Origin of the sequence: Ruegeria hyattellae, assembly GCF_041537925.1 — a bacterium.
Taxonomy (GTDB): Bacteria; Pseudomonadota; Alphaproteobacteria; order Rhodobacterales; family Rhodobacteraceae; genus Ruegeria_C.
On the sequence record NZ_JBGOSH010000014.1, the window covers coordinates 35,853 to 58,843 of the forward strand.

At 60.9% G+C, this 22,991-nt stretch carries 24 protein-coding genes and 1 riboswitch; of the genes, 9 read left to right on the forward strand and 15 right to left on the reverse strand.

All coding sequences use genetic code 11. The features are described 5' to 3' along the window. Window positions 1–18 precede the first annotated feature (18 nt). Window positions 19–1,578 carry a substrate-binding domain-containing protein gene (locus tag AB1E33_RS23940; RefSeq protein WP_372579759.1) on the forward strand — a complete coding sequence of 520 codons (1,560 nt, stop codon included), beginning with the start codon at window positions 19–21 and terminating at the stop codon, window positions 1,576–1,578. Window positions 1,579–1,627: 49 nt separating this feature from the next. Here AB1E33_RS23940 and radC read toward each other — a convergent pair whose 3' ends face one another. The 13 genes from radC to dnaK all read right to left on the reverse strand — a co-directional run bounded on the left by radC (window position 1,628) and on the right by dnaK (window position 13,178). Further along, window positions 1,628–2,386 carry a RadC family protein gene (gene radC / locus AB1E33_RS23945; protein WP_372579760.1) on the reverse strand — a complete coding sequence of 253 codons (759 nt, stop codon included), beginning with the start codon at window positions 2,384–2,386 and terminating at the stop codon, window positions 1,628–1,630. Between the two features lie 35 nt (window positions 2,387–2,421). Beyond that, the gene (locus tag AB1E33_RS23950; RefSeq protein WP_372579761.1) at window positions 2,422–3,156 is read right to left on the reverse strand and encodes an ABC transporter permease; all 735 of its coding nucleotides are present in this window, start codon (window positions 3,154–3,156) and stop codon (window positions 2,422–2,424) included. After that, window positions 3,153–3,881, reverse strand: a complete 729-nt coding sequence (locus AB1E33_RS23955) for an ABC transporter ATP-binding protein (RefSeq protein WP_372579762.1) — start codon at window positions 3,879–3,881, stop codon at window positions 3,153–3,155. Before AB1E33_RS23955 ends, AB1E33_RS23950 begins: the two co-directional genes overlap by 4 nt. Continuing rightward, window positions 3,878–4,561 (reverse strand): thiaminase II, encoded by a 684-nt coding sequence (tenA, locus tag AB1E33_RS23960; protein WP_372579763.1) that lies wholly within the window; start codon window positions 4,559–4,561, stop codon window positions 3,878–3,880. The genes AB1E33_RS23955 and tenA overlap by 4 nt, the downstream gene beginning before the upstream one ends. Continuing rightward, on the reverse strand, window positions 4,558–5,493 hold the full coding sequence (locus AB1E33_RS23965) for an ABC transporter substrate-binding protein (RefSeq protein ID WP_372579764.1): 936 nt from the start codon (window positions 5,491–5,493) through the stop codon (window positions 4,558–4,560). The genes tenA and AB1E33_RS23965 overlap by 4 nt, the downstream gene beginning before the upstream one ends. Before the next feature lie 16 nt (window positions 5,494–5,509). Next, window positions 5,510–6,475 (reverse strand): HesA/MoeB/ThiF family protein, encoded by a 966-nt coding sequence (locus AB1E33_RS23970; protein ID WP_372579765.1) that lies wholly within the window; start codon window positions 6,473–6,475, stop codon window positions 5,510–5,512. Further along, a complete protein-coding gene (locus tag AB1E33_RS23975; protein ID WP_372579766.1) occupies window positions 6,472–7,068 on the reverse strand; it encodes a thiamine phosphate synthase in 597 nt (198 codons plus the stop codon). The genes AB1E33_RS23970 and AB1E33_RS23975 overlap by 4 nt, the downstream gene beginning before the upstream one ends. Further along, window positions 7,065–7,835, reverse strand: a complete 771-nt coding sequence (locus AB1E33_RS23980; RefSeq protein WP_372579767.1) for a thiazole synthase — start codon at window positions 7,833–7,835, stop codon at window positions 7,065–7,067. Before AB1E33_RS23980 ends, AB1E33_RS23975 begins: the two co-directional genes overlap by 4 nt. A gap of 3 nt (window positions 7,836–7,838) precedes the next feature. Continuing rightward, on the reverse strand, window positions 7,839–8,033 hold the full coding sequence (gene thiS / locus AB1E33_RS23985) for a sulfur carrier protein ThiS (protein WP_372579768.1): 195 nt from the start codon (window positions 8,031–8,033) through the stop codon (window positions 7,839–7,841). After that, complete coding sequence (locus AB1E33_RS23990; protein ID WP_372579769.1) at window positions 8,017–8,994, reverse strand: FAD-dependent oxidoreductase; 978 nt, start codon at window positions 8,992–8,994, stop codon at window positions 8,017–8,019. The genes thiS and AB1E33_RS23990 overlap by 17 nt, the downstream gene beginning before the upstream one ends. Then, a complete protein-coding gene (gene thiD, locus AB1E33_RS23995; protein WP_372579770.1) occupies window positions 8,991–9,794 on the reverse strand; it encodes a bifunctional hydroxymethylpyrimidine kinase/phosphomethylpyrimidine kinase in 804 nt (267 codons plus the stop codon). Before thiD ends, AB1E33_RS23990 begins: the two co-directional genes overlap by 4 nt. Window positions 9,795–9,839: 45 nt before the next feature. Beyond that, a riboswitch (TPP riboswitch) is annotated at window positions 9,840–9,940 on the reverse strand. Between the two features lie 115 nt (window positions 9,941–10,055). Further along, window positions 10,056–11,192 carry a molecular chaperone DnaJ gene (dnaJ, locus tag AB1E33_RS24000; RefSeq protein WP_372579771.1) on the reverse strand — a complete coding sequence of 379 codons (1,137 nt, stop codon included), beginning with the start codon at window positions 11,190–11,192 and terminating at the stop codon, window positions 10,056–10,058. 75 nt (window positions 11,193–11,267) lie between these two features. After that, window positions 11,268–13,178, reverse strand: coding sequence for a molecular chaperone DnaK (gene dnaK / locus AB1E33_RS24005; RefSeq protein ID WP_372579772.1), 1,911 nt, complete (start codon window positions 13,176–13,178; stop codon window positions 11,268–11,270). Window positions 13,179–13,394: 216 nt separating this feature from the next. Between dnaK and AB1E33_RS24010 the strand changes: the two genes are divergently transcribed. Further along, window positions 13,395–13,997 carry an alpha-ketoglutarate-dependent dioxygenase AlkB family protein gene (locus tag AB1E33_RS24010; protein ID WP_372579773.1) on the forward strand — a complete coding sequence of 201 codons (603 nt, stop codon included), beginning with the start codon at window positions 13,395–13,397 and terminating at the stop codon, window positions 13,995–13,997. Here AB1E33_RS24010 and AB1E33_RS24015 read toward each other — a convergent pair. Together AB1E33_RS24015 and AB1E33_RS24020 are read right to left on the reverse strand one after the other, a co-directional pair. Beyond that, window positions 13,994–14,584: an SH3 domain-containing protein gene (locus tag AB1E33_RS24015; protein WP_372579774.1), complete on the reverse strand. Its 591-nt coding sequence runs from the start codon at window positions 14,582–14,584 to the stop codon at window positions 13,994–13,996. The two genes, AB1E33_RS24010 and AB1E33_RS24015, sit on opposite strands and share 4 nt — an antisense overlap. Window positions 14,585–14,586: 2 nt before the next feature. Continuing rightward, window positions 14,587–15,408, reverse strand: a complete 822-nt coding sequence (locus AB1E33_RS24020) for an ABC transporter permease (protein ID WP_372579775.1) — start codon at window positions 15,406–15,408, stop codon at window positions 14,587–14,589. Between the two features lie 120 nt (window positions 15,409–15,528). On the opposite strand from AB1E33_RS24020, the gene cysQ reads away from it, so the two are divergent. From cysQ to AB1E33_RS24055, 7 genes are all read left to right on the forward strand, one after another. Further along, window positions 15,529–16,326: a 3'(2'),5'-bisphosphate nucleotidase CysQ gene (gene cysQ, locus AB1E33_RS24025; RefSeq protein WP_372579776.1), complete on the forward strand. Its 798-nt coding sequence runs from the start codon at window positions 15,529–15,531 to the stop codon at window positions 16,324–16,326. After that, entirely contained in the window at window positions 16,326–17,126 is an 801-nt protein-coding gene (locus AB1E33_RS24030) for a 3-deoxy-manno-octulosonate cytidylyltransferase (protein WP_372579777.1), read from the forward strand. The genes cysQ and AB1E33_RS24030 overlap by 1 nt, the downstream gene beginning before the upstream one ends. 39 nt (window positions 17,127–17,165) lie before the next feature. Continuing rightward, window positions 17,166–18,149, forward strand: a complete 984-nt coding sequence (gene galE / locus AB1E33_RS24035; RefSeq protein ID WP_372579778.1) for a UDP-glucose 4-epimerase GalE — start codon at window positions 17,166–17,168, stop codon at window positions 18,147–18,149. 4 nt (window positions 18,150–18,153) lie between these two features. After that, window positions 18,154–19,203, forward strand: coding sequence for a glycosyltransferase family 2 protein (locus tag AB1E33_RS24040; RefSeq protein ID WP_372579779.1), 1,050 nt, complete (start codon window positions 18,154–18,156; stop codon window positions 19,201–19,203). A gap of 112 nt (window positions 19,204–19,315) precedes the next feature. After that, entirely contained in the window at window positions 19,316–20,077 is a 762-nt protein-coding gene (locus AB1E33_RS24045; protein WP_372579780.1) for an FkbM family methyltransferase, read from the forward strand. 225 nt (window positions 20,078–20,302) lie between these two features. After that, entirely contained in the window at window positions 20,303–21,289 is a 987-nt protein-coding gene (locus AB1E33_RS24050; protein ID WP_372579781.1) for a glycosyltransferase family 2 protein, read from the forward strand. Continuing rightward, complete coding sequence (locus tag AB1E33_RS24055; RefSeq protein WP_372579782.1) at window positions 21,286–22,986, forward strand: DUF5927 domain-containing protein; 1,701 nt, start codon at window positions 21,286–21,288, stop codon at window positions 22,984–22,986. Before AB1E33_RS24050 ends, AB1E33_RS24055 begins: the two co-directional genes overlap by 4 nt. Window positions 22,987–22,991 lie beyond the last annotated feature (5 nt).

A 22,991-nucleotide genomic window follows, 5' to 3' on the forward strand; every position in this document is an offset into this window, starting at 1 on the left:
AGGCAAATCAGGTTCCTCATGAATTGGCTCCGTGCGGCGGTTTTTGCCGCGCTTTTCGTTTCCGGCATGGCGCTGCCCGGGCTGGCGCAGGATGTGACACTCACCTCGCGCGACGGTGCGGTGGCGGTCACCGGTGACCTACTGGGCTATGATGGCGAGTTTTATCGGGTCGATACCAGGTTCGGAGAATTGACGGTCGATGCCTCGGGCGTCAGCTGCGACGGACCCGCCTGCCCCAAGCTGACCGATTTTGTGGCCGAGATCACGCTGGCCGGATCCTCGTCCATGGCCGAGGTGCTGCTGCCCGCCCTGCTTGAAGGCTTCGCTCAGGGCAATGGTTACGTGACCCAACGCTTGCCCTTGCCCGGTGGCGGCTTCGTCTATGCGTTGCAGCAGCCGGGTCATACCCTGCCCGCCGCAAGGTTCCGCTTCGATATCTCGACCACCGATCAGGGCATCGATGCACTGCTGAGCGGACACGCAGATGTCGCCATGGCGCTGCGCGAGATCCGACCCCAGGAGCGTGAACGCGCCCGTGAGGCCGGCCTTGGCGACATGACACATCCCAACCACAGCCGCGTTCTGAGTCTTGATGCCATGGTGCCCATCGTCGCGCCAGACAACCCTGTGCGTAGCATGTCGGTCGATGATCTGGCGCTGGTTCTGTCCGGCGTAATGACCAACTGGGCAGAGTTGGGCGGGCCGAATGCGCCGATTTCGGTGCATTTGCCGGGGGAGGGATCTGGTCTGGCGCAAGCAGTCGAGGATCGCATCCTTAAGCCCGTCGGCACCGCGGCGACGGGGGATGCGGCGCGGCACCAACGCGGTAGCCGCCTGACCCGCGCGGTCGAGGCAGATCCCTTTGCACTGGGTGTGGCGAGCTTTGCCGAGATCGGCAATGCCCGTCCCCTGACCCTGAGCGGTGACTGCGGGTATTCGATCGCAGCCAACCGGCGGTCGATCAAAACCGAAGATTATCCGCTCAACTCGCCCATGTTTCTCTACATCCCCGCCCGCCGCCTGCCGAAGGTCGCACGCGAGTTTCTAGCCTATACGCGTGGCCCGTCGGCGCAGTTGGTCATTCGCGAGGCCGGGTTCGTCGACCAGGTACCGGAATTGGTGGAGATGGATGCGCAGGGCGCGCGGCTTGCCAATGCCATCGCATCGGCAGGGGACGAGTTGCCACTGTCCGAGTTGCAACGGTTGACGCAAGTCCTGTCACCGCTGGCGCGGCTCACCACCTCGTTCCGGTTTGAAGCCGGATCATCTCGCCCCGATGCGCAATCCCGCTCGAATATCCAGCAACTGGCGCAGGCGTTGGAGATCGGGGCATATGATGCGCGCAAGCTGGTCTTTGTCGGGTTTTCCGATGGGGTCGGTCCGGTCACCAGCAATCAGAATATAGCCCTGCGCCGGGCACAGGCGGTGCGCGACGCGGTGATTGCGGCTGCAGAAACTGCTAATCTGGATCGGGTGGAGATCAGCATCGACGCCTTTGGCGAGGCGATGCCGATGGCCTGTGACGGCAGCGACTGGGGCCGTCAGGTGAATCGTCGGGTCGAGGTCTGGACCCGTTGATCGGCACGCGATCTGGTCCAAAAAAAGGTGCCACTATTCCGATTGCGCTTCAGAGATATCCTTCGCTGCGAAAGCTCAATTCATTCGCTTTGCCGATGATTAGGTGGTCGTGCAGGGTCAATCCCAACGCCTGACAGGCATCCTGAATGCGCATGGTCATGTCTATATCCGACTGAGATGGGGTCGGGTCGCCTGAGGGGTGGTTGTGCACCAGGATAAGCGCCGAGGCATTCAGCTCCAGCGCCCGCTTCGCCACCTCGCGCGGATAGACCGGAACATGGTCGACGGTACCACGCGCCTGTTCCTCATCGGCGATCAGAACGTTCTTGCGATCCAGGAACAGCACCCGGAGCTGCTCCGTCTCGCGATGGGCCATAGTGGTGTGGCAATAATCCAGCAGCGCGTCCCAGCCGGACAGCACGTGGCGCTGCAACACCCGAGCGCGGGCCAGCCGGTGTGCGCTGGCCTCGACGATCTTGAGTTCGGTGATCATCGCCGCGCCCACCCCCGCAACCTCGGCCAGACGGTCGGGTGGCGCGCTGAGCACCCGGTTGAAATCCCCGAAACTGTCCAGCAACAGCCGCGCCAGTGGCTTCACATCCTGCCGGGGGATGGCGCGGAACAGCACCAGTTCCAGCATCTCATAATCTGGCATCGCTGCCGCTCCGCCGGACATGAACCGCTCGCGCAGGCGTGTTCGGTGATCCTTGATGTAAGACGGCATACGCCCCGTTGGCAGCGCAACCGTCGGAGCCTCATCCGGGTCGAACAACATCGGGGCTTCTTGAAAGGCGTCAGAACTGGACATATCGCGAGGTTGCCCCGGAATCACTTTCCAGCCGGTTAACGCGCCTCACCCGCCATGCGGGCGGTCAGCTTTCGAACCACCAGATGCAACAGCACCGAGAGCACGCCAAGCGTCAGCATCGCGGCGAACATCAGGTCGGTCTTGGCCCGGCCATTGGCCAGCAGCATCAGATAGCCCAACCCGCGCGACGATCCGACCCATTCGCCGATCACCGCCCCGATCGGCGCATAGACCGCCGCCAGGCGTAGCCCCGAGGCTAGAGAGGGCAGCGCGGCAGGCACTCGAATCTGCCACAGGATCGCGCGGCGGCTGGCCTGCATCGTGCGCGCCAGATCCAGATACCCCTCGGGCGTGCGCATGAGCCCGTCGAAAAAGGACGAGGTCACGGGGAAGTAGATAATCAGCACCGCCATCGCGACTTTTGACCCTAACCCGTAGCCAAACCACAATGTCAGGATCGGCGCCAAGGCAAAGACTGGCAGCGCCTGGGTAAAGACCAGCATCGGCTGCACCAGCACCCGAACAGCCCGTGACGAGGCCAACTGAATCGCAGTGGCCGCACCCAGCGCCGATCCGACGATCAGGCCGATCAGGACCTCCAGCGCGGTGATAAGAGTGTTTTCAGCAATCACAGCGCGGTTCGCCCACCAGGTTTCGGCCACTACAATGGGGCCGGGCAGGATAAAGCGCGGCAGAGCAGTGAACAGCACCACACCCTGCCAGAGCAGGATGGCAAACACCGCCGCCGCCAGAGGCGCACCCATCTTCATGCCGCGCGCTCTCGCAAAAGACGCAGCAGCGCGCCCTGGGTTTCCAACATCTCGATATCATCCACCAGACGCGGCGCAGGCGAAGCGGGCACGGCACAATGATCAAGACTGCGATGCGACATCACCGCAATGGTCTGACCCAGACGCGCAGCCTCGCCGGGATCATGGGTCACCAGCAGAACGGTGCGGCCCTGCAACAATTCGACCGCCAGTTCCTGCATATCGGCCCGCGTCCGGGCATCGAGCGCCGAGAACGGCTCATCCAGCAGGATAATCTGCTTGTCCTCCATCAGCGTCCGCGCCAGCGCCGCGCGCTGCCGTTGCCCACCTGACATTTCAGAAGGTTTCTTGTGGGCGTGTTCGGTCAGACCGACGCGCCCCAGCAACCTCGCCAACCGGTCAGCGTCAGGCTTTTCCCCGCGCAAACGTGCGCCCATTGTTACGTTTCGCGCCACATCTGCCCAAGGCATCAGCAGATCGTCCTGCGCCATATAAGCGACACGCGGCATCACAGGTTGTCCGTCCGAGGCGCGAATCGTGCCGTCAAACGTGGCCCCGGTCTGTAACCCGGCGATCAGGCGCAAAACCGTCGATTTCCCAACACCCGAGCCGCCCAGCAGGCAGGTCCATTCCCCCGCCTTCAGAACAAGCGACAACGGCGCGAAAAGGGGCACCCCGTCGATTGATGCGCCCCCTTCGACCGTTATGTCGGGTGCTGCTGTCACGGGGTCATGCCCATTTCCCAGAACTTGACCTCAAGCTCTGTGGCGGTGCGAAAGGTCTTGCACAGGCTCTGCCAGACTGGCAGTTGATCGTATCCCTCGCCCAAGCGGCGGGCCACAGCGCTGTCGATCATGGCACCAACGTCACGGCAGTAGCTCTGGTACTGATCGCCTGCATAGGTGTCGATCCATTGCTGATAAGCGTCCGAGCCTGCCTCTTGCTTCAGCCGCAAGCCGATCTCGGCATAGCCCATGACGCAAGGCGCAAGCGCGGCCAATAGGGTCAGGAAATCGCCACTATACCCGGCCTCGAGCACATAGCGCGTGTAGGCCAGGTTTTCAGGCCGTTCGGGCGTCGCGGCCAGCGCGTCGTGAGAGATACCGGCTTCGGCGCAGACGCCGACATGCAGCATCATCTCTTCGTGGATCAACCCATTCACGGTGGATGAGGCGACCAGCATTTCCTCATGCGTCTCAGCCTTGACCACCGCCAACGCCCAGGCGCGCGAGAAATGGATCAGGAACACGTAATCCTGCTGCAGATAATGCAGAAATGCGTCATTCGGCAGGCTGCCGTCGCTCAGGCTCTCGACAAAGGCGTGGCGGGTATAGTCCCGCCACGTCTCGCCGGTGGCTGCGCGCATCAGGCCGAAAGCGCGACCATAATCCGGGGCCGCACTCATTGCGCGGTCACATCAATGGCAATGTCGCTGACCGGATTGACGCTGTCGGTCAGGCCCTTGTCCTTGAGGAATTCCTCGAACCTCGAATAGCGCCCGGCATCCAGACCTGCGGGGCGCAGCGCGAAGCGGGTCAGCGTGTCTTTCCAGGCCCGCTTGTTCAGCTCGTCCTGCAACTCGGTCGAGGTGCCCGAGAAGATCTCCCAGCTTTCCTGCGGGTGGTTCACGATGAACTGCGTGGCTTTCTCGGTCGCGGCAATGAAACGCGCGACCTTGTCCGCATCCATCATCGCCGGATTGGCAACATAGATCAGTTCGTCATAGGGCGGCACACCTTCTTCCTCGATATAGAAACAAGTGCCGGGATGACCTTCGATATCCATCTGGTTCAGCTCGAAATTCCGGTATGCGCCGATCACGGCATCGACCTGACCGGACATCAGCGCGGGCGACAGCGAGAAGTTCACATTGACCAGCTCGACCTCGTCCAGCTTGACGCCGTAATTGCCGAGAACCGTGCTCAGTACCGCCTCTTCGACACCGGCGACCGAGAAACCGATCTTTTTGCCCTTCAGGTCGGCGGGCGTCTTGATCGGCCCGTCCTTGAGCACCAGCAGACAGTTCAGCGGTGTGGCCACCAGCGTGCCGACACGTTTCAGCGGCAGGCCCTCATGGATTTGCAGGTGCAACTGCGGCTGATAGCTGACCGCCAGATCGCCTTGACCGGCCGCAACCAGACGCGGCGGAGCCGAGGGGTCAGCGGGGGCGATGATTTCAACATCGAGGTCCTGTTCGGCGAAATAGCCCTTTTCCTGCGCGACGATAATGGGTCCGTGATCGGGGTTCACGAACCAGTCCAGAAGGACGGTCATCTTGTCTCCGGCAAATCCGGGGGTGGCGGCGAGAAGCGCCAGAGTTGTGAGAATTTTCTTCATGTTATCAATACCCTGTTCATGAGGTGGAGGCCGCGACGAGAACAATCTCACCGGGCCAGATTTCTGTGATCTGTTCTGCCGCCCGCCAAGCCCGCAGGCCGGTGGAGCAGCACAGCGCAAGTGGTGTCGCCGGATCGGGAAGGGCGGCGCGCACCTCGTCGGGTGCGATACGCACAGCGTCCGGATGGGCCGGAACCGGTGCTTCGGAACTGTCGCGTAGCTCGATGATCTTATGCCGTGCCCCGAGGCTTGACGGAGCAACGAAGGCGAAGCGGCTTTCGGGCTCTGATGCTGTGTCGAAACGGAAGGTTGAAAGGCGAAAGGTCTTGGCATTCACCTGCACCATCTGACCGATGGGCGAGGGATCAAACCCCAGCAATACCGACAGCGCCATCTGCGCCTGCAGCGCCCCGATCATCGAGACAACAGGCCCTAACACGCCCGAACTGGCGCAGCTTTGGGTGTTGTCGGGCATTTCGGGGAACACGGCGCGCAGGCTGGGGCCGGTGCCGCAGAACCCGGCAACATAACCGTTCAACCCCAGAACCGAGGCGCTGATTAGCGGAGTTTTCAGATCGCAGCAGGTATCGCTTAGAACATAGCTGGCCGCATAGCTGTCAGCGCAGTCGAGCACGATATCAACATTTCTCACATATGCCGTCGCGTTTGCGGGAGTCAAAGCCTCTGCCACACCGACCGCGGAGACTTCCGAGTTGATCTCCTGACAACGCTTCGCTGCACGCAATGCCTTTGGCTGGCCGCAATCTACTTCGGCGAACAACGTCTGCCGGTGCAGGTTTGACAGGTCGACCGCGTCCGGATCGGCAATGGTCAGATGCCCCACCCCTGCGCCCGCCAATAACGGCAGCAGCGGTGCGGCAAGCCCACCAGCGCCAATCACCAGAACGCGGGCATCGGACAGCAGCGCCTGACCGTCGGCACCGATCTCAGGTAATTGCATCTGGCGCCCATAGCGGCTCATCGCGTGACCTCGATCCATTGCCGGACACGCGCCTCGGGGTCAGGGTTCAACGTGATGTCTGTCACGACCGAAACAATGTCGGCCCCTGCCTCCAGCACGCCAGAAGCGCGCTCCACACTCATCCCTCCGATGCCGACCAACGGCACCGACCCGACAAGAGCCTTCCACTCTGTCACTTTCGGCAGACCCTGCTGATGCCATTTCATCTTTTTAAGGATCGTCGGATAAACCGGGCCAAGCGCGATATAGGCAGGATCAAGCGACAGGGCGCGGTCCAACTCCGCGTCATCATGGGTCGAAAGCCCCAGCTTTAGACCCGCTTTTCGGATCGCGGGCAGGTCGGCCTCGTCTAGATCTTCCTGCCCCAGATGCAGCCAGTCGCAGCCCTCGTCTATAGCGATTTGCCAATAGTCGTTCACCACCAGCACCGCATCATGCGTTCGGCACAGTTCGGCGGCCGTGCGGATCTGCGTGCGGATGATCGCCTCGGGGCGGTCTTTTATGCGCAGCTGCACCAGCTTCACGCCCAGCGGCAACATGCGCGCCAGCCACGAAACATCGTCGAAGATCGGGTAGAACCGGTCGAGCGTCATGACAGGAACGCCTTTCCGATCACCGGAGTCGATGGCGTTGCCATATCGCGCGGTTCGATCGGGTCGGCTTGATGGGCCAACCTGCCCGCCTCGACCGCCTGCGCCATGGCGCGGGCCATTTTGGCGGGATCACCGGCGCGGGCCACGGCTGTGTTGAGCAGGACAGCGTCAAACCCCAATTCCATCGCGTGCGCTGCATGGCTCGGCAGGCCGATCCCGGCATCCACCACCAGCGGCGTGTCGGGAAACTCGGCCCGCATTGCCCGTAGCGCGTATTCATTGGCCAGCCCACGGCCCGACCCAATCGGCGCACCCCAGGGCATCAGCACCTCACACCCCGCGCCCAGCAGGCGTTCTCCCACGATCAGATCTTCGGTGGTGTAGGGAAAGACCTGAAACCCGTCTTCGGTCAGGATGCGCGCGGCCTCAACAAGTTGAAAGACATCCGGTTGCAGACTGTCGGTATGGCCGATCAGTTCCAGCTTGATCCAGGGCGTGTCAAACACTTCGCGGGCCATATGGGCGGTTGTCACCGCCTCTTTCACAGAATGGCAGCCCGCAGTGTTGGGCAGGATATGCACATCTAGGTCGCGGATCATCTGCCAGAAGCTCTGGCCCGCGCCGCCCGCCCCTTCGCGGCGCAGCGAGACGGTGGCGATGGCGGCTTTCGAGTCGCGGAACGCAGCCTCGAGGATCGCCGGGCTGGGATATTGTGCCGTTCCCAGCATCAGCGGATTGGTAAGTTCCCTGCCGTAGAACGTTCGCATCGCTCAGCCCCCCTGCATCGGTGCAAGGATTTCGACGCGGTCGCCATCGGCAAGCGCGTGGCCGATCCGGGCGGACGAGGCAACAAAGATCTCGTTCACCGCCGTGGCCACCCGCCCGGAATAACCGCATTCGGTGAGCAGATCGGACAGGGTTATGGCCGACACCTCGCGGCGCTCACCGTTAATGATGATCTTCATCGACGAACTCCGAATGTGTGTTCTCAAGCGCCAGATCGGCCACGCCCTGCGCCAGCGCCGGGGCCATGAGATAGCCGTGCCGGTAGAGGCCGTTGGCATAGATGCGCCCGTTTCTGCGCCGGATGCGGGGCAGGTTATCGGGAAAGGCCGGGCGCAGATCGACGCCGGTTTCCAAAATTTCCGCCTCGCCAAAGGCCGGGTTCAACGCAAAGGCGGCACTGAGCAGCTCCAGCATCGACCGGGCGGTAATCCGCGACTTGTCCTCGGTCTCGATCATTGTTGCACCCAGCATGAAGATACCTTCGCCACGCGGCACCACATAAAGCGGGATGCGCGGATGGAGCAACCGGACCGGACGACTGAGCGTCACATCGGGGCAGCGGATGATCAGCATCTCGCCCTTCACGCCACGCAGATCTGTCAGGTGGTCGCGGGCAGCAAAACCCCGGCAATCAATGGCATTGTCGAGCGTCTCGGGCGCGGGTTTGGCGTGGAAATCCGCGCCTTGCGCCACGAGCGCCTTGCGCAGGCTTTGCAGCGCGGTGCGGGGATCGAGATGCGCCTCTTGCGGGAAGTGCAGCCCAGCCTCAAAACCGCTAAGATCAGGCTCTAATTGGGTGATCTCATCTTGATTGGCCTGTGCATATCCTTCGGTGCGGCGTGAAAATCGGCGCAGGTCGGGCAGGTCACGACGATGGGCGACTACGAGGGTTCCGGCGCGATCCACCTTCGTGTGACGCCCCCACCAGTCGATGGCGGTCTTGCCGTGGCGCAGCACCGGCTCTTCGGCGTTTTCATATTCGCACCAGGGCGCCAGCATACCCCCCGCCCACCACGAACAGCCATGCGGACCGGGTGGACCAGCAGGGTCAAAAACCTGCACCTGCGCGCCACGCGCGGACAGCTCGGTCGCGACCGTCAGACCAGCCACACCTGCCCCTATGACAGAGTACAATGTCAACGTTCCCAGACCTGATGAAAGTGATGCACCGGCCCGTGACCCTGCCCGATCTTCAGATCATCCGCTTTCAGGATAGCCCCCTGAAGGTATCCATGGGCGCGCTGCATTGCCTCTTCCAGATTGTGACCCTGTGCCAGCCCCGCCGCGATGGCCGAGGACAATGTGCAGCCTGTGCCATGCGTATTGATCGTGTCTCGGCGCGGTGCGGTGTAGTCGGCAAGCAGGCCAACACCATTGACCAGCATGTCGTGACAGACCGGACCATCGGCGTGACCGCCCTTCATCACCACCGCTTGCGCGCCTAGCGCGATCAGAGCCTGCGCCTGAGCGAACATATGCTCCTGTGTCTCGGCTGGTTTGACCTCAAGCAAACGCGCCGCTTCGGGCAGGTTCGGGGTGATGACTGTGGCCCGAGGGATCAGCACCTCGCGCAGGGTTTCCACGGCCTCATCCGCAAGCAGCGCGTCGCCAGATTTGGCGATCATCACCGGGTCAAGAACAACGGGGCCACTAAAACCGCGAAGGGCTTCTGCAACCGTTTGAATGATCGCGGGTGAAGCCAGCATGCCGATCTTGATCGCATTCACATCCAGATCACAAAGCACCGCGTCGATCTGGGCGCGGATCACGTCCAGCGGGATGCCATGGACAGCGGTCACAGCCTGGGTGTTCTGCGCGGTGACGGCCGTGATGACGCTGGCACCATAGACGCCCAACGCCGACATAGCCTTGAGATCGGCCTGAATGCCTGCCCCTCCTCCGCTGTCGGAGCCGGCTATGGTCAGGGCGATCGGCGTCATTCATTGCTCTCCCGTTTTGGGTGGACAATGGGCGGCGGGCACGCTCGATATTCTGAGACCGTTTCCTACGCCGGCATTGCCCGGATCAGGTTCGATGGGTCGACGCAAATGCGGCTCTCAGCCCGGAGGCACCCCAACGGTTTGCGCGTTCATCTCAGGGTCGCGGGAAAGAATCAAGGGGGGAAATGACGCAACGTTACAAGCGCAAAGCAAAAGAGCCGACCCAATGGGTCGGCTCTGACAAAGGGATTTTTGCGGTATTCAGCCCTTCATGCCGTCCCAGAAGGATTTGACGGAAGAGAAAAAGCTGTTCGATTCCGGGTTGTTGTCATCGCTGATATCCTCGAACTCACGCAGGAGTTCCTTTTGCCGAGAGGTCAGGTTGACCGGGGTTTCCACCGCCAATTCGATGAACATGTCACCTACGCCAGCACCGCGCAACGCAGGCATACCCTTAGCACGCAGGCGCATCTGACGGCCCGACTGGCTGCCAGAGGGGACCTGAACTCGGCCCCGGCCGCCGTCAATTGTCGGTACTTCGATTGACCCGCCCAGCGCCGCCTTGGCCATCGAGACCGGCACCCGGCAATAGAGGTTCACGCCATCGCGCTCGAACAGATCATGCTGCGTCACCTCGACAAAGATATAGAGGTCACCCGGAGGGCCGCCGCGCATTCCGGCCTCGCCCTCACCCGCCAGACGGATACGGGTACCAGTTTCGACGCCTGCCGGAATGTTGACCGATAGCGCGCGATCCTTTTCGACCCGGCCCGCACCCTGACAGGATTTGCAGGGGTTCTTGATGATCTGGCCCAGGCCCGAACAGGTCGGGCAGGTACGTTCAACGGTAAAAAAGCCCTGCTGTGCCCTCACCTTGCCCATGCCGGAACAGGTCGGGCAGGTGCTGGGTTCGACGCCACCCTCGGCACCGGTCCCCTCGCAAGCCGAACAAGCGACCGCAGTGGGCACGTTGATGGTCTTTTGCAAACCCGAATACGCGTCTTCCAGCGAGACGCGCAGGTTATAGCGCAGGTCCGAACCGCGCGCCGCACGACGACCGCCGCCGCCACGCTGTCCGCCCATGAAATCACCGAACAGATCGTCGAAAACGTCCGAGAACGCGCTGGAAAAATCGCCGCCGCCCGGACGACCACCACCCCCGCCCATGCCGTTCTCAAAGGCGGCATGGCCGAACCGGTCATAGGCCGCCTTTTTGTCGCCGTCCTTGAGAACCTCGTAGGCTTCGTTGGCTTCCTTGAACTGCGATTCCGCGTTTGGATTGTCTTTGTTGCGATCGGGATGAAGCTCTTTGGCCTTTTTGCGATAGCCCTTCTTGATCTCATCCGCCGAAGCGCCTTTGGACACGCCGAGCACATCGTAATAGTCGCGTTTTGACATCCGATTTTCCTTCTGCCTCAACGAGTATGGGCCGGTCCGGATACCGGACCGGCCCAATCAGGCACGGTTGACCCGTTAGTTACGCTTGTCGTCGTCGAGATCTTCGAACTCGGCGTCCACGATGTCTTCTTCGCCCGGCGCTTCATCGGCAGCGGCAGGCTCGTCATCGCCTTCTTCCTGGCTCGCCTTGTAGATCGCCTCGCCCAGTTTCATGGCCGCTTCGGTCACGTTCTGGATGCCCGATTTGATCTTGTCGGCATTCTCGGTCTCAAGCTCGTCCTTGAGAGCCGCGATGGCCAGTTCGATTGCCTCGACCGTGGTTGGGTCAACCTTGTCGGAATGCTCTTCCACCGACTTTTCGGTCGAATGGATCAGGCTTTCCGCTTGGTTCTTGGCTTCGACCAGCTCCTTGCGGGCCTTGTCGGCTTCGGCGTTCTCTTCGGCGTCCTTAACCATCTGTTCGATGTCGTCATCGGACAGGCCGCCGGAGGCCTGGATCGTGATCTTGTGTTCCTTGCCGGTGCCCTTGTCTTTGGCCGACACGGACACGATGCCGTTGGCGTCGATGTCGAAGGTGACCTCGATCTGCGGCATGCCGCGCGGGGCTGGCGGGATGTCTTCAAGGTTGAACTGACCGAGGATCTTGTTGTCCGCAGCCATTTCGCGCTCACCCTGGAAACAGCGGATAGTCACCGCGTTCTGGTTGTCCTCGGCTGTCGAGAAGACCTGCGACTTCTTAGTCGGGATGGTCGTGTTGCGGTCGATCAGGCGGGTGAAGACACCACCCAGTGTTTCGATACCCAAGCTCAGCGGGGTCACGTCGAGCAGAACCACATCCTTGACATCGCCCTGCAGAACACCGGCCTGAATGGCGGCACCCATAGCGACAACCTCGTCGGGGTTCACACCCTTATGCGGCTCTTTGCCGAAGAATTTGGTCACTTCTTCGACCACTTTCGGCATCCGGGTCATACCACCGACCAGAACCACCTCATCCACGTCGCTTGCCGAAAGGCCGGCATCCTTGAGGGCCGCCTTACAAGGGTCCATCGACCGTTTGATCAGGTCGCCAACCAGCTGCTCCAGCTTGGCGCGGGTCAGTTTCATGACCATGTGCAGCGGCTGTCCCGAGGACGGATCCATCGAGATGAACGGCTGGTTGATCTCGGTCTGCGAGGTCGAGGACAGCTCGATCTTGGCCTTTTCAGCGGCTTCTTTCAGACGCTGCAGGGCCATCTTGTCTTTCGACAGATCGACACCGTTTTCCTTTTTGAATTGGTCCGCCAGATAGTTGACGATCCGCATGTCGAAATCTTCACCACCCAGGAAGGTGTCGCCGTTGGTGGATTTCACTTCGAACAACCCGTCGTCGATTTCCAGGATGGTCACGTCAAAGGTACCGCCGCCAAGGTCATAGACCGCGATGGTTTGGGTTTCTTCCTTGTCCAGACCATAGGCCAGCGCGGCGGCTGTCGGCTCGTTGATGATCCGCAGCACTTCCAGGCCGGCGATCTTGCCCGCGTCCTTGGTGGCCTGACGCTGAGCGTCGTTGAAATAGGCCGGAACGGTGATCACTGCCTGCGTGACTTCCTCGCCCAGATAGCTCTCGGCGGTTTCTTTCATCTTGCCCAGGGTAAAGGCCGAAATCTGGCTGGGTGAGTATTTCTCCCCCTTGGCTTCGACCCAGGCGTCACCATTGCCGCCATCGACGATGGTGTAGGGCACCATTTTCTTGTCTTTTGCAACCGCCGCGTCGTCGTAACGACGGCCGATCAGGCGCTTGACGCCAAACACGGTGTTGTCGGGGTTGGTGACCGCCTGGCGTTTTGCCGGCTGACCGACCAGGCGCTCTTCATCGGTGAAAGCGACGATGGAGGGCGTGGTCCGCGCCCCTTCCGCGTTTTCGATTACCTTGGGCTGCGAGCCGTCCATGATGGCGACACAGCTGTTTGTGGTCCCAAGGTCGATTCCAATAACTTTGCTCATGTGTTTCGATCCCTTTCTGTCTCAAGGCGATGTCCCGAGATCCGAACCCGTTGTGGCATTCAGATCCCGATTCTGTGTTGCGCGACAGCACTACACCATCGCGCGTCCCGGCGTATATAGGGGTCGGGCACAGGCGCTGCAAGCACTCTGAAACGCGGGTTTTCGCGAATCTGTGCGCTTTTTGGATAGGCTTTGGCAAGGAATGGGAAGTTCGGGATGAACAGGCTGCTTTTGCGCGGGTTCGATATCAGGAAGGCGCATCTGGATGCGGCCGCTCAGGCGGGTCTCGTTGATGTTCTGCGGCCGATTCTGAAAGCGGCGCCGCTGTTCACTCCGGTAACGTCGCGGGGCCAGAAAATGTCGGTGCGCATGACCTCGGCCGGGACGGTCGGATGGATTACCGACCGGGCCGGGTACCGGTATGAGGCGCAACATCCGAAAGGGCAGCCCTGGCCCGCGATCCCCGAGCGCGTGCTGCGAATCTGGCAGGAAGTTACCGGACTAGACCGGCACCCCGACAGCTGCCTGATCAACTATTACGGCGATGGCGCGCGGATGGGCCTGCATCAGGACAAGGACGAGGCCGACTTCTCCTGGCCCGTCGTGTCGGTGTCTCTGGGCGATGACGCGCTGTTCCGGATCGGTAACACCACGCGCGGTGGCAAGACCGAATCGATCTGGCTGAACTCGGGCGATGTGGTGGTGATGGGTGGTCCAGCGCGGCTGACCTATCACGGGATCGACCGTATCCGCTTTGGCTCGTCCCGATTGCTCCCCAAGGGCGGGCGCATCAACCTGACCCTGCGGGTGGTGACCTAACGCGACGCGATCGAGCAGCACCCGGTCAGGAAGCGGTTCTCATCCAGGATCAGATCGATCTCAAGCGCAAAGGCGTTGTCGGACATACCGTCGGAACACTCGGCCCGTCGGATGATCGCTAGTCCGGTATCGCCCAGCGCAAATCTCAGGCGGTCGGAATAGCCCATGGCCGGTTGGCGGGCGCCCGCGCTCAGCGCCACGGGGTCGGCGTCAAAGAATCGAAACTCTGCTGTGCCCACCGGATCGGCGCTTAGCGACCAGAACGGTTCGGTCCCGTAGCAATGCAGCGGGCCGGAATACTCCGCGTCGAAACCGGGGGACTGCGCGGCAAGATACCGCATCGAGACCCAGCCGCCATGTTCCATGACATTGACCCGACCCCAGGTGCCGCTGCGGTCGCGCCGCACTATCTCAACATCACGCGCACCCGGGGCCAGCGCACCGATCTTGTCAGCGCTGGCACGTGGTTCGCTGCGAATGTTCAGGACATCGTCGGCGGCAACGCCCGTCACCGCATAAAGCCGCGGCCACGGATCTGCCGCAACAACCTGACCTGTCATCAGCAGGATCATCAGGGCGCAAACCATTCTCATCGCTTGGCGTACCAGCTGGCCGACACATGGCGACGGGTATAGAATTCGCCCATCAGGCCCAACATGATCAGCACCACACCAACGCCAAGCGCATAGTGCCAGCTGGTGACGTGCGGGAAATAGTTGCGGAAGGCAAAACCGCGGCTCTGGTCGATGATGTGAAACAGCGGGTTCCAGTCAAACACCACCAGCATCGAGGCCGGGATTGTATTTGCGACAAACATCTTGCCCGACGCGATCATCTGTGCGCGGCGATAGAGTGTCGACATGATCCCGACCGTTGTTGGAAACCAGGGCTTAATCGACAGGAACATCAGCCCCACCGCACATCCGGTGAACCAGGCCAGCAACAGCATCCCGAAGGCACCAGCGGGGTTCTGAATTTCGACCGCGTCGAATATCGCGTGATACCCGAACAGGATCAAAAGCACCGTCAGGATGTTGATATAGAGCGTCCCCAATGCAGAAGAGCTGATCGAGATGATGGTGTTCATGGGCGCATGTAGCATCATCGCGCTTGTCGGCCCTTCCGCCCCCATCACGGCAGCAACCGATTTCACATGGGTCATGAACAGGAATACGCCGGTTAGCAGGAACAGCACGAAATCCCCGCGCAGCGGTGCGGTCCTGATCCCAAACAGCTGAAACATGAAGTAGAATGCCGCCACCATGACGACCACCTGCAGCATGTTCTGCCCCAGAGCGAGAAAGGCATTATTGTGTTTGGACCGCACGCTGCGCGCCACCGAATGAAAGATCAATTCGGCCATGGTGAGCGCGCCGCTCAGCAGAGATGTATTCCGGCGGTATCGAAACACGTTTGGTTCGTCCCGTGATGCTGCCCAAAAACTCGCACGGAAATCTTGCCGTTCCGTTACAGGAACAGCATAAGAGCACCAATGCGTCAGAGCAACAAATCACAAGATCGGAGCATTTTTGTGACTTACGAAGACCTAATTCCCGTCATCCGGCGGCTGGCAATCGAAGCTGGGGACAAGATCATGCAGATCTACAACTCCGACGATTTCGACGTGAAAGTCAAATCCGATGACAGCCCGGTCACCGAGGCGGATGAGGCGGCTGACGCATTGATCTCGGCCGGGCTGCGCGCAGCCTTTCCCGATATCCTGCTGGTGACCGAGGAACAGGCGGCCTCGCACAGCGCCAAGGGCGACACTTTCCTGATCGTCGATCCGCTGGATGGCACCAAGGAATTCATCCATCGGCGCGGCGACTTCACCGTCAACATCGCGCTGGTCGAAAACGGCGTGCCGACGCGCGGCGTGGTTTATGCCCCCGCCAAGGGCCGCATGTTCTATACGCAGGCCGATGGCTGCTCGGTCGAAGAAACCGGTGCGCTGGACAAGGCGACACCGGGTGCGACCGCACCGATTTCGGTGTCAAATTCGGACAATTCCGCGTTGTTGGTGGTCGCCTCGAAATCGCATCGCGATCAGGCTACCGACGACTACATCAACAAATACAGCGTCAAGGACAGCAAAAGCGCGGGGTCGTCGCTGAAATTCTGTCTGGTCGCCACCGGCGAAGCCGACATCTATCCGCGCGTCGGCCGCACCATGGAATGGGACACCGCGGCGGGCCACGCGGTTCTGGCAGGCGCGGGCGGCAAGGTGGTGCGCTTTGACACCCATGAACCGCTGGCCTACGGCAAGGACGGCTATGCCAACCCGTTCTTCATCGCCTATGCGCCAGGCGTCGAGCTGAAAGAAGCCTGATGTCCGTCCTGATCGTCATCCCCGCGCGCTACCCCTCGACCCGCTATCCTGGCAAGCCGCTGGTTCCGCTCAAAGGTGCGACTGGCACGTCGCAGACTCTGATCGAACGCTCCTGGCGCGCGGCGTGCGCCGTCTCCGGCGTCGATCGTGTTGTGGTGGCCACCGATGACGACCGCATCCGCGACGCGGCTGAAGCATTCGGGGCCGAGGTCGTGATGACCTCGGACACCTGCCGCAACGGCACCGAACGTTGCGCCGAGGCGCATGAGGCGCTGGGTGGCGATTATGAGATTATCGTGAACTTGCAGGGTGACGCGCCGCTGACCCCGCATTGGTTTGTCGAGGATCTGATCGCGGCCCTGCGCAACCTGCCCGGTGCGGGCGTGGCAACGCCGGTCCTGCGCTGCGATGGCGCAGCGCTGAACAGCTTCCTGCATGACCGCAAAAACGACCGCGTCGGGGGGACCACGGCGGTGTTTTCAGCCAACCACACCGCGATGTATTTCTCGAAAGAAGTCGTGCCCTACACCAGCCAGATCTATGCCGATGACGCACCGACCCCAGTCTTTCACCATGTTGGCGTCTATGCTTACCGGCCCGAGGCGCTGTCCTCGTACCCGGCCTGGCCGATCGGACCGCTGGAACAGCTGGAAGGGTTGGAACAGTTGCGCTTCATGGAACAGGGGCACCGCGTTCTGTGTACCGAGGTCGATGCCAGGGGCCGTCAGTTCTGGGAACTCAACAACCCCGAGGATGTGCCCCGGCTAGAAGCGATGATGCAGGAAATGGGGATAGAATGACCAGATTCCGCGCAATTACAGGATAAGGCAAGGCAGTTCATGACGAATATTTTGGTAACCGGCGGCGCGGGCTATATCGGCTCGCACGCCTGCAAGGCGCTTGCCGCGGCGGGATTCACTCCTGTCACCTTCGACAATCTGGTGACCGGCTGGCAGGACGCCGTCAAATTCGGCCCCTTCGAACAGGGCGACCTGCTGGACCGCGCGCGGTTGGATCAGATCTTTGCCACATATCAGCCCGCCGCCGTGATGCATTTCGCGGCACTCAGCCAAGTGGGTGAGGCGATGTCAGAGCCAGGCCGCTACTGGTCGAACAACGTGACCGGCTCGCTGAACCTGATTGAGGCGGCGGTGGCCGCGGGGTGTCTGGATTTCGTGTTCTCCTCGACCTGCGCCACCTATGGCGAGCATGACAATGTGGTACTGGACGAGGACACGCCGCAACTGCCACTCAACGCTTATGGTGCCTCGAAACGCGCGATCGAGGATATCCTTGTCGATTTCGAAGCCGCCCATGGGCTACGCCACGTAGTCTTCCGCTACTTCAACGTGGCAGGTGCCGACCCCGAGGGCGAGGTGGGCGAGTTCCATCGTCCCGAGACCCATCTGGTGCCGCTGATGCTGGACGCCATCGACGGCAAGCGCGCGGCACTGACCGTTTTCGGCACCGATTACGATACGCCTGATGGCACCTGCATCCGGGACTATGTGCATGTCTGCGATCTGGTGGATGCGCATGTGCTGGGGTTGAACTGGCTACGCGAGGGCAAGGGCAGCCGAGTGTTCAATCTGGGCACCGGATCGGGGTTTTCGGTGCGCGAAGTGATCGATCATTCGAAATCGGTCACCAATCGCGAGGTCCCCTATGAGATCGGTCCGCGCCGTGCGGGGGATTGCACCAAGCTGGTCTCGGGCTCGGTCCGCGCCTTGCAGGAGCTGGGCTGGAAGCCGGAGCGCTCGAAGCTCGACCTGATGATCGCCGATGCCTGGCGCTGGCATCAGAACGGGCATTACGAGACGTAATCCGATGCGTGCTGTCGCCTCCGACCCGCCGACCGCCATAGGGTTGAAAGACGCCTATCGCTTGCGATGGAAGCGGCGGCGGTTACTGTGGCGGTCCTGGCGCAGCCGCCACCATCTGCTGGCGCTGGTGGATCGGACGACGCTGATCGCGCCAGAGGATATCCTGCTGGTTGCCACGATGCGCAATGAGTTCACCCGGTTGCCGCATTTTCTGGACTATTACCGCGAGCTGGGCATCAATCACTTTCTAATTGTCGACAATGGCAGCGACGACGGCACTACCGAGTTGCTGCGCGATCAACCGGATGTATCGCTGTGGCATACGGATGCCTCTTATCGCGACGCGCGATTCGGCCTCGACTGGGTGACGTGGTTGCAGATGCGCTATGCGCATGGGCATTGGGTACTGATGGCGGACGCGGATGAGCTGCTGGTCTTTGCCCATTGCGACCGCTCAGGATTGCGCGATCTGACCGGCTGGCTCGACACGCAGAACCGTCAGGTATTTGGCGCACTGATGCTGGATCTTTATCCCAAAGGACCGATCGGCGCGCAAAGCCAGGATCCGGCGACCAACCCGCTGGACGTGGTGAACGGGTTCGATCCTGGCCCCTATCGCGGGCAGTGGCAGGTGCCGCTAGGCAATCTCTGGGTGCAGGGCGGTGCGCGCGAAAGAGTATTCTTTTCCAACCGGCCCGAACGTTCACCCACGCTCAACAAGATCCCGCTGGTGCGCTGGTCTCGGCGGTTTGCTTACGTGAATTCCTGCCACTCGATCCTGCCACGCGATTTGAATTTCGCTTATGACGGGCCCGGAGGCACGACGCCTTCGGGCGTGTTGCTGCACATTAAATTCCAGCCCGATATACTGCCCAAAACGGTGATAGAACGTCAGCGCGGACAACATTTCACCCATCCCGAGGATTTTGGTCCTTATTACGACCAGATTGCCGCCGCCCCGACCCTCTGGACCGCGCAAACGCAGCGTTACGAGGACTGGCAGCAGCTAGAGCGGTTGGGTCTGCTCAACAGCGGCGGCTGGGGCGGGCGATGACGGGGCTTGGCCAAGACCTATCGACCTTGCCACGTTAACTGGGTAAGGCAGGCCGGAACGGCACCCGACGACCACAAGATGGACGAGAGCAGAAAAGACACGGAGGCAAGCCATGTTCACCAAAGCGCGTAAAATGTTCTACCGCGCTCGTGGGTATTACAACGGCAAGCTGAATGGCGAACCATTCCGGTTGGATCCCTATCACTCGAAATTCTGGCGCAAGGTCACCGCAGGCCAGTGGGAGCCCGAGACCTTTGCCGTTCTCGACCAGCATTTGTCGCCAGATCACGACTATGTAGATATCGGCGCCTGGGCCGGACCGACCGTTCTTTACGCGTCGCGGCGCGCCCGTCATGTCTGGTGTTTCGAACCTGACCCGGTGGCCTACCGCCATCTGATCTGGAACCTTGAACTGAACAACATCCGCAATGTCTCGGCCTTTGGCGTGGCACTTTGGAAAGAGACCGGCATCGTCCGCATGGCCAGCCTCGGCGGCGAGGCAGGCGACTCGATGACTTCTGTGCTGGGCGACCCGGAACTTGGCACCGATGTGATCGGCATCACATGGGACCAGATCGTGCAAGCGGTTGACCTGAATGGTGTTTCACTGGTCAAGATGGATGTGGAGGGGGCAGAGTTTTCGCTGCTGCCGACGCTTTTGCCCTGGCTGGAGGCGCAGCGCCCGTCGCTGTACCTGTCGACCCATGCACCTTTTATAAATGAGGACATGCGCCCCGACGCAATGCGTACGCTCGCCGATGGCCTGGCCTTCTACCAACATTGCCAAATGGATGGCACCACAAGACCTAACGCACAAGCGATGCAGAGTCCGCGCGCGCTGGGCCAGTTTCCCAGTTTTCTGTTCAAGGGGTGAGGGGCGAAGCAAATTTCCCCGCGACCCGGTTTTGCCCATCACTTAGGCACCGAGGCGTGACACAAAAGCCAAAAAGATAGCGCATTTTAACCCAATTGATATTCAATACGATTAAATGGGTTATATGTTGAATCATCGCTCCATGTCGGGTCGTTCCGGCTAGGGCCCGTCCAGGCGTACCACTCAAAGGTTGGACATGTCGTGAGTCTGTGGGATTCCTATCGTATGAGGTTGCGGCGCCGGCGCCGACTGCTGCGGTGCCTTCGGAAAGGTCGCGAGCTGTCAAATGTTCATGACAATACCAGTGCAATCAAACCCGGCGATGTCCTGCTGGTCAGCACCATCCGCAACGAAAAGATCAGGCTGCCTTATTTCCTGAAATACTACCGCGAGATGGGTATCGACCATTTCCTGCTGGTCGATAACGACAGCAGTGACGGCACGCTGGAGTACCTATCGGGGCAAAGCGACATCTCGGTCTGGCACACGCGTCACAGCTACCGCCGCGCGACCCACGGCGTGGACTGGATGAATTACCTCAAGCGGAGCTATGCGCACGGCCACTGGACGCTGGTTGTCGATCCGGACGAGTTCTTTATCTACCCGTTCTGTGACACCCGCCCGATCCAGGCATTGACCGACTGGCTTGACGGGTCCTCGATCCGCAGCTTCAGCGCCATGCTGGTTGATGTCTATCCCAAGGGGAAACTGGGCGATATGCCCTATCAGCCCGGTCAGGACCCGCTGGAAATCGCGCAATGGTTCGACAGCGGCAATTACTCAATCACCAAAAACCCCACCTATGGCAATCTGTGGATTCAGGGTGGGCCGCGCAGCCGTGCTTTCTTTGCCGACCAGCCAAAAAAGGCCCCAGCGCTGAACAAGATTCCGCTGGTCAAGTGGCACCGCAAATACGCCTATGTCAGTTCCACACATGCGCTGCTGCCACGCGGCCTGAACCAGGTTTATGAAGAATGGGGCGGCGAAAAAGCCAGCGGCGCGCTGCTGCACACCAAGTTTCTGGACACATTTTCGGCCAAGGCAAAGGAAGAAGTGCAGCGCAATCAGCACTATGCCAACTCGGCCGAATACCACGCCTATGAGACGGCAACGCAAGATCTTCCGGACATGTGGTGCAAATGGTCCGAAAGATACATTAACTGGCGCCAGCTCGAGATCCTCGGTCTCATGTCCAAGGGGAACTGGGCATGAGCAGCGTTGGCATCGTCATGCTGGTCCATAGCGCGCTGGATCGCGCCGAGCAGGTGGCGCGCCATTGGCGCGCGGCTGGCTGCCCGGTCGTCATTCACGTAGACCGGAAGGTGCCCCGCCCGATCTATGACGCCTTCCGCACGGCCTGTGCAAACGACCCACAGATCCTGTTCAGCAAACGCCACACATGCGAATGGGGCACATGGGGCATCGTTGCCGCCTCGCAATCCGCCTCGGAAATGATGCTTGAGACGTTTGCCGATGTGCGCCATGTCTACCTTGCCTCGGGGGCCTGCCTGCCGCTGCGGCCGGTACAGGAACTTATCGATTATCTGGCCGACCGGCCCCGCACCGATTTCGTCGAAAGCGCCACCACCGCCGATGTGCCCTGGACCGTTGGCGGGCTGGACAGCGAACGGTTCACCTTGCGCTTCCCGTTCTCGTGGCGGAAAAACCGGTTCCTGTTCGACAAATTCGTCGCTCTTCAGCGCGCGCTGGGCCTAAAGCGCAAGATTCCCGAAGGGCTGACGCCTCATATGGGCAGCCAGTGGTGGTGCCTGACGCGCCAGACCCTGTCTGCAATCCTTCAGGACCCCAATCGTGCACGTTATGACCGGTATTTCCGGCAGGTCTGGATCCCCGACGAAAGCTACTACCAAACCCTGGCGCGGCTCTATTCCGGCCGTATCGAAAGCCGGTCACTAACTCTGTCGAAGTTCGATTTCAGAGGCAAGCCGCATATTTTCTATGACGATCACCTGCAGCTCTTGCGGCGGTCCGACTGCTTTGTGGCCCGCAAGATCTGGCCGCGCGCCAATCGTCTCTATCAGGCATTTCTGACCGACCAGTCTGAGGCGATGAAACGGACTGAGCCCAATCCCGGCAAGATCGACCGCATTTTTGCCAAGGCGGTAGAACGGCGCACGCGCGGGCGCGACGGGCTGTATATGCAAAGCCGTTTTCCCAAGCATGGCAACGAAAACGGGCTGACATCGAACCCCTATTCCCTATTCCAGGGTTTTACCGAGTTGTTCGAAAATTTCGAACCCTGGCTGAAAAAGGCGACCGGAATGCGCGTGCATGGCCACCTGTTCGCGCCTGATCGCGTGCAATTCGCCGGGGGCGACACAATGATCAACGGCGCGCTCTGCGACAATGCGGTAATGCGCGACTATAATCCGACTGCCTTTCTGACCAACCTGATCTGGAACACGCGCGGCGAGCGGCAGTGTTTCCAGTTCGGTCCCGGCGACAATCAGGCTATCAACGGTCTGGTGGCACGCGATACCAACGCCCAAATCTCGGTGATCACGGGCGCTTGGGCAGTCCCGTTATTCCGGTCGAACCGAAATTTCGCTGATCTGCGTGCCGAAGCCGCGCGCCTGCAAAAGATTGAGAGTGAGCATCTGACTATCCTGCGCTCTGGCCTGACCAAGGCGCGGGTGCGGATCTGGACCATGGCCGAATTCGTGGAATCCCCGATGGAACCGGTACAGATGATCATTGACGAGATCGCCACAGCCCCAACATCCCAGCTGACCGAGGCCCCGAAGATGGTCGATCTCAGCGGCTTTGGGCAGTTCCTGCAAAATCTCAAGAACCAGGGCATGCACCCTTATCTGATGGGCGATTTCCCAGTTGAACCGGATCCGGTCAACCCACCGAAATCGCTGCGTAAACCCTATCTGGTGCGTTGACGCAA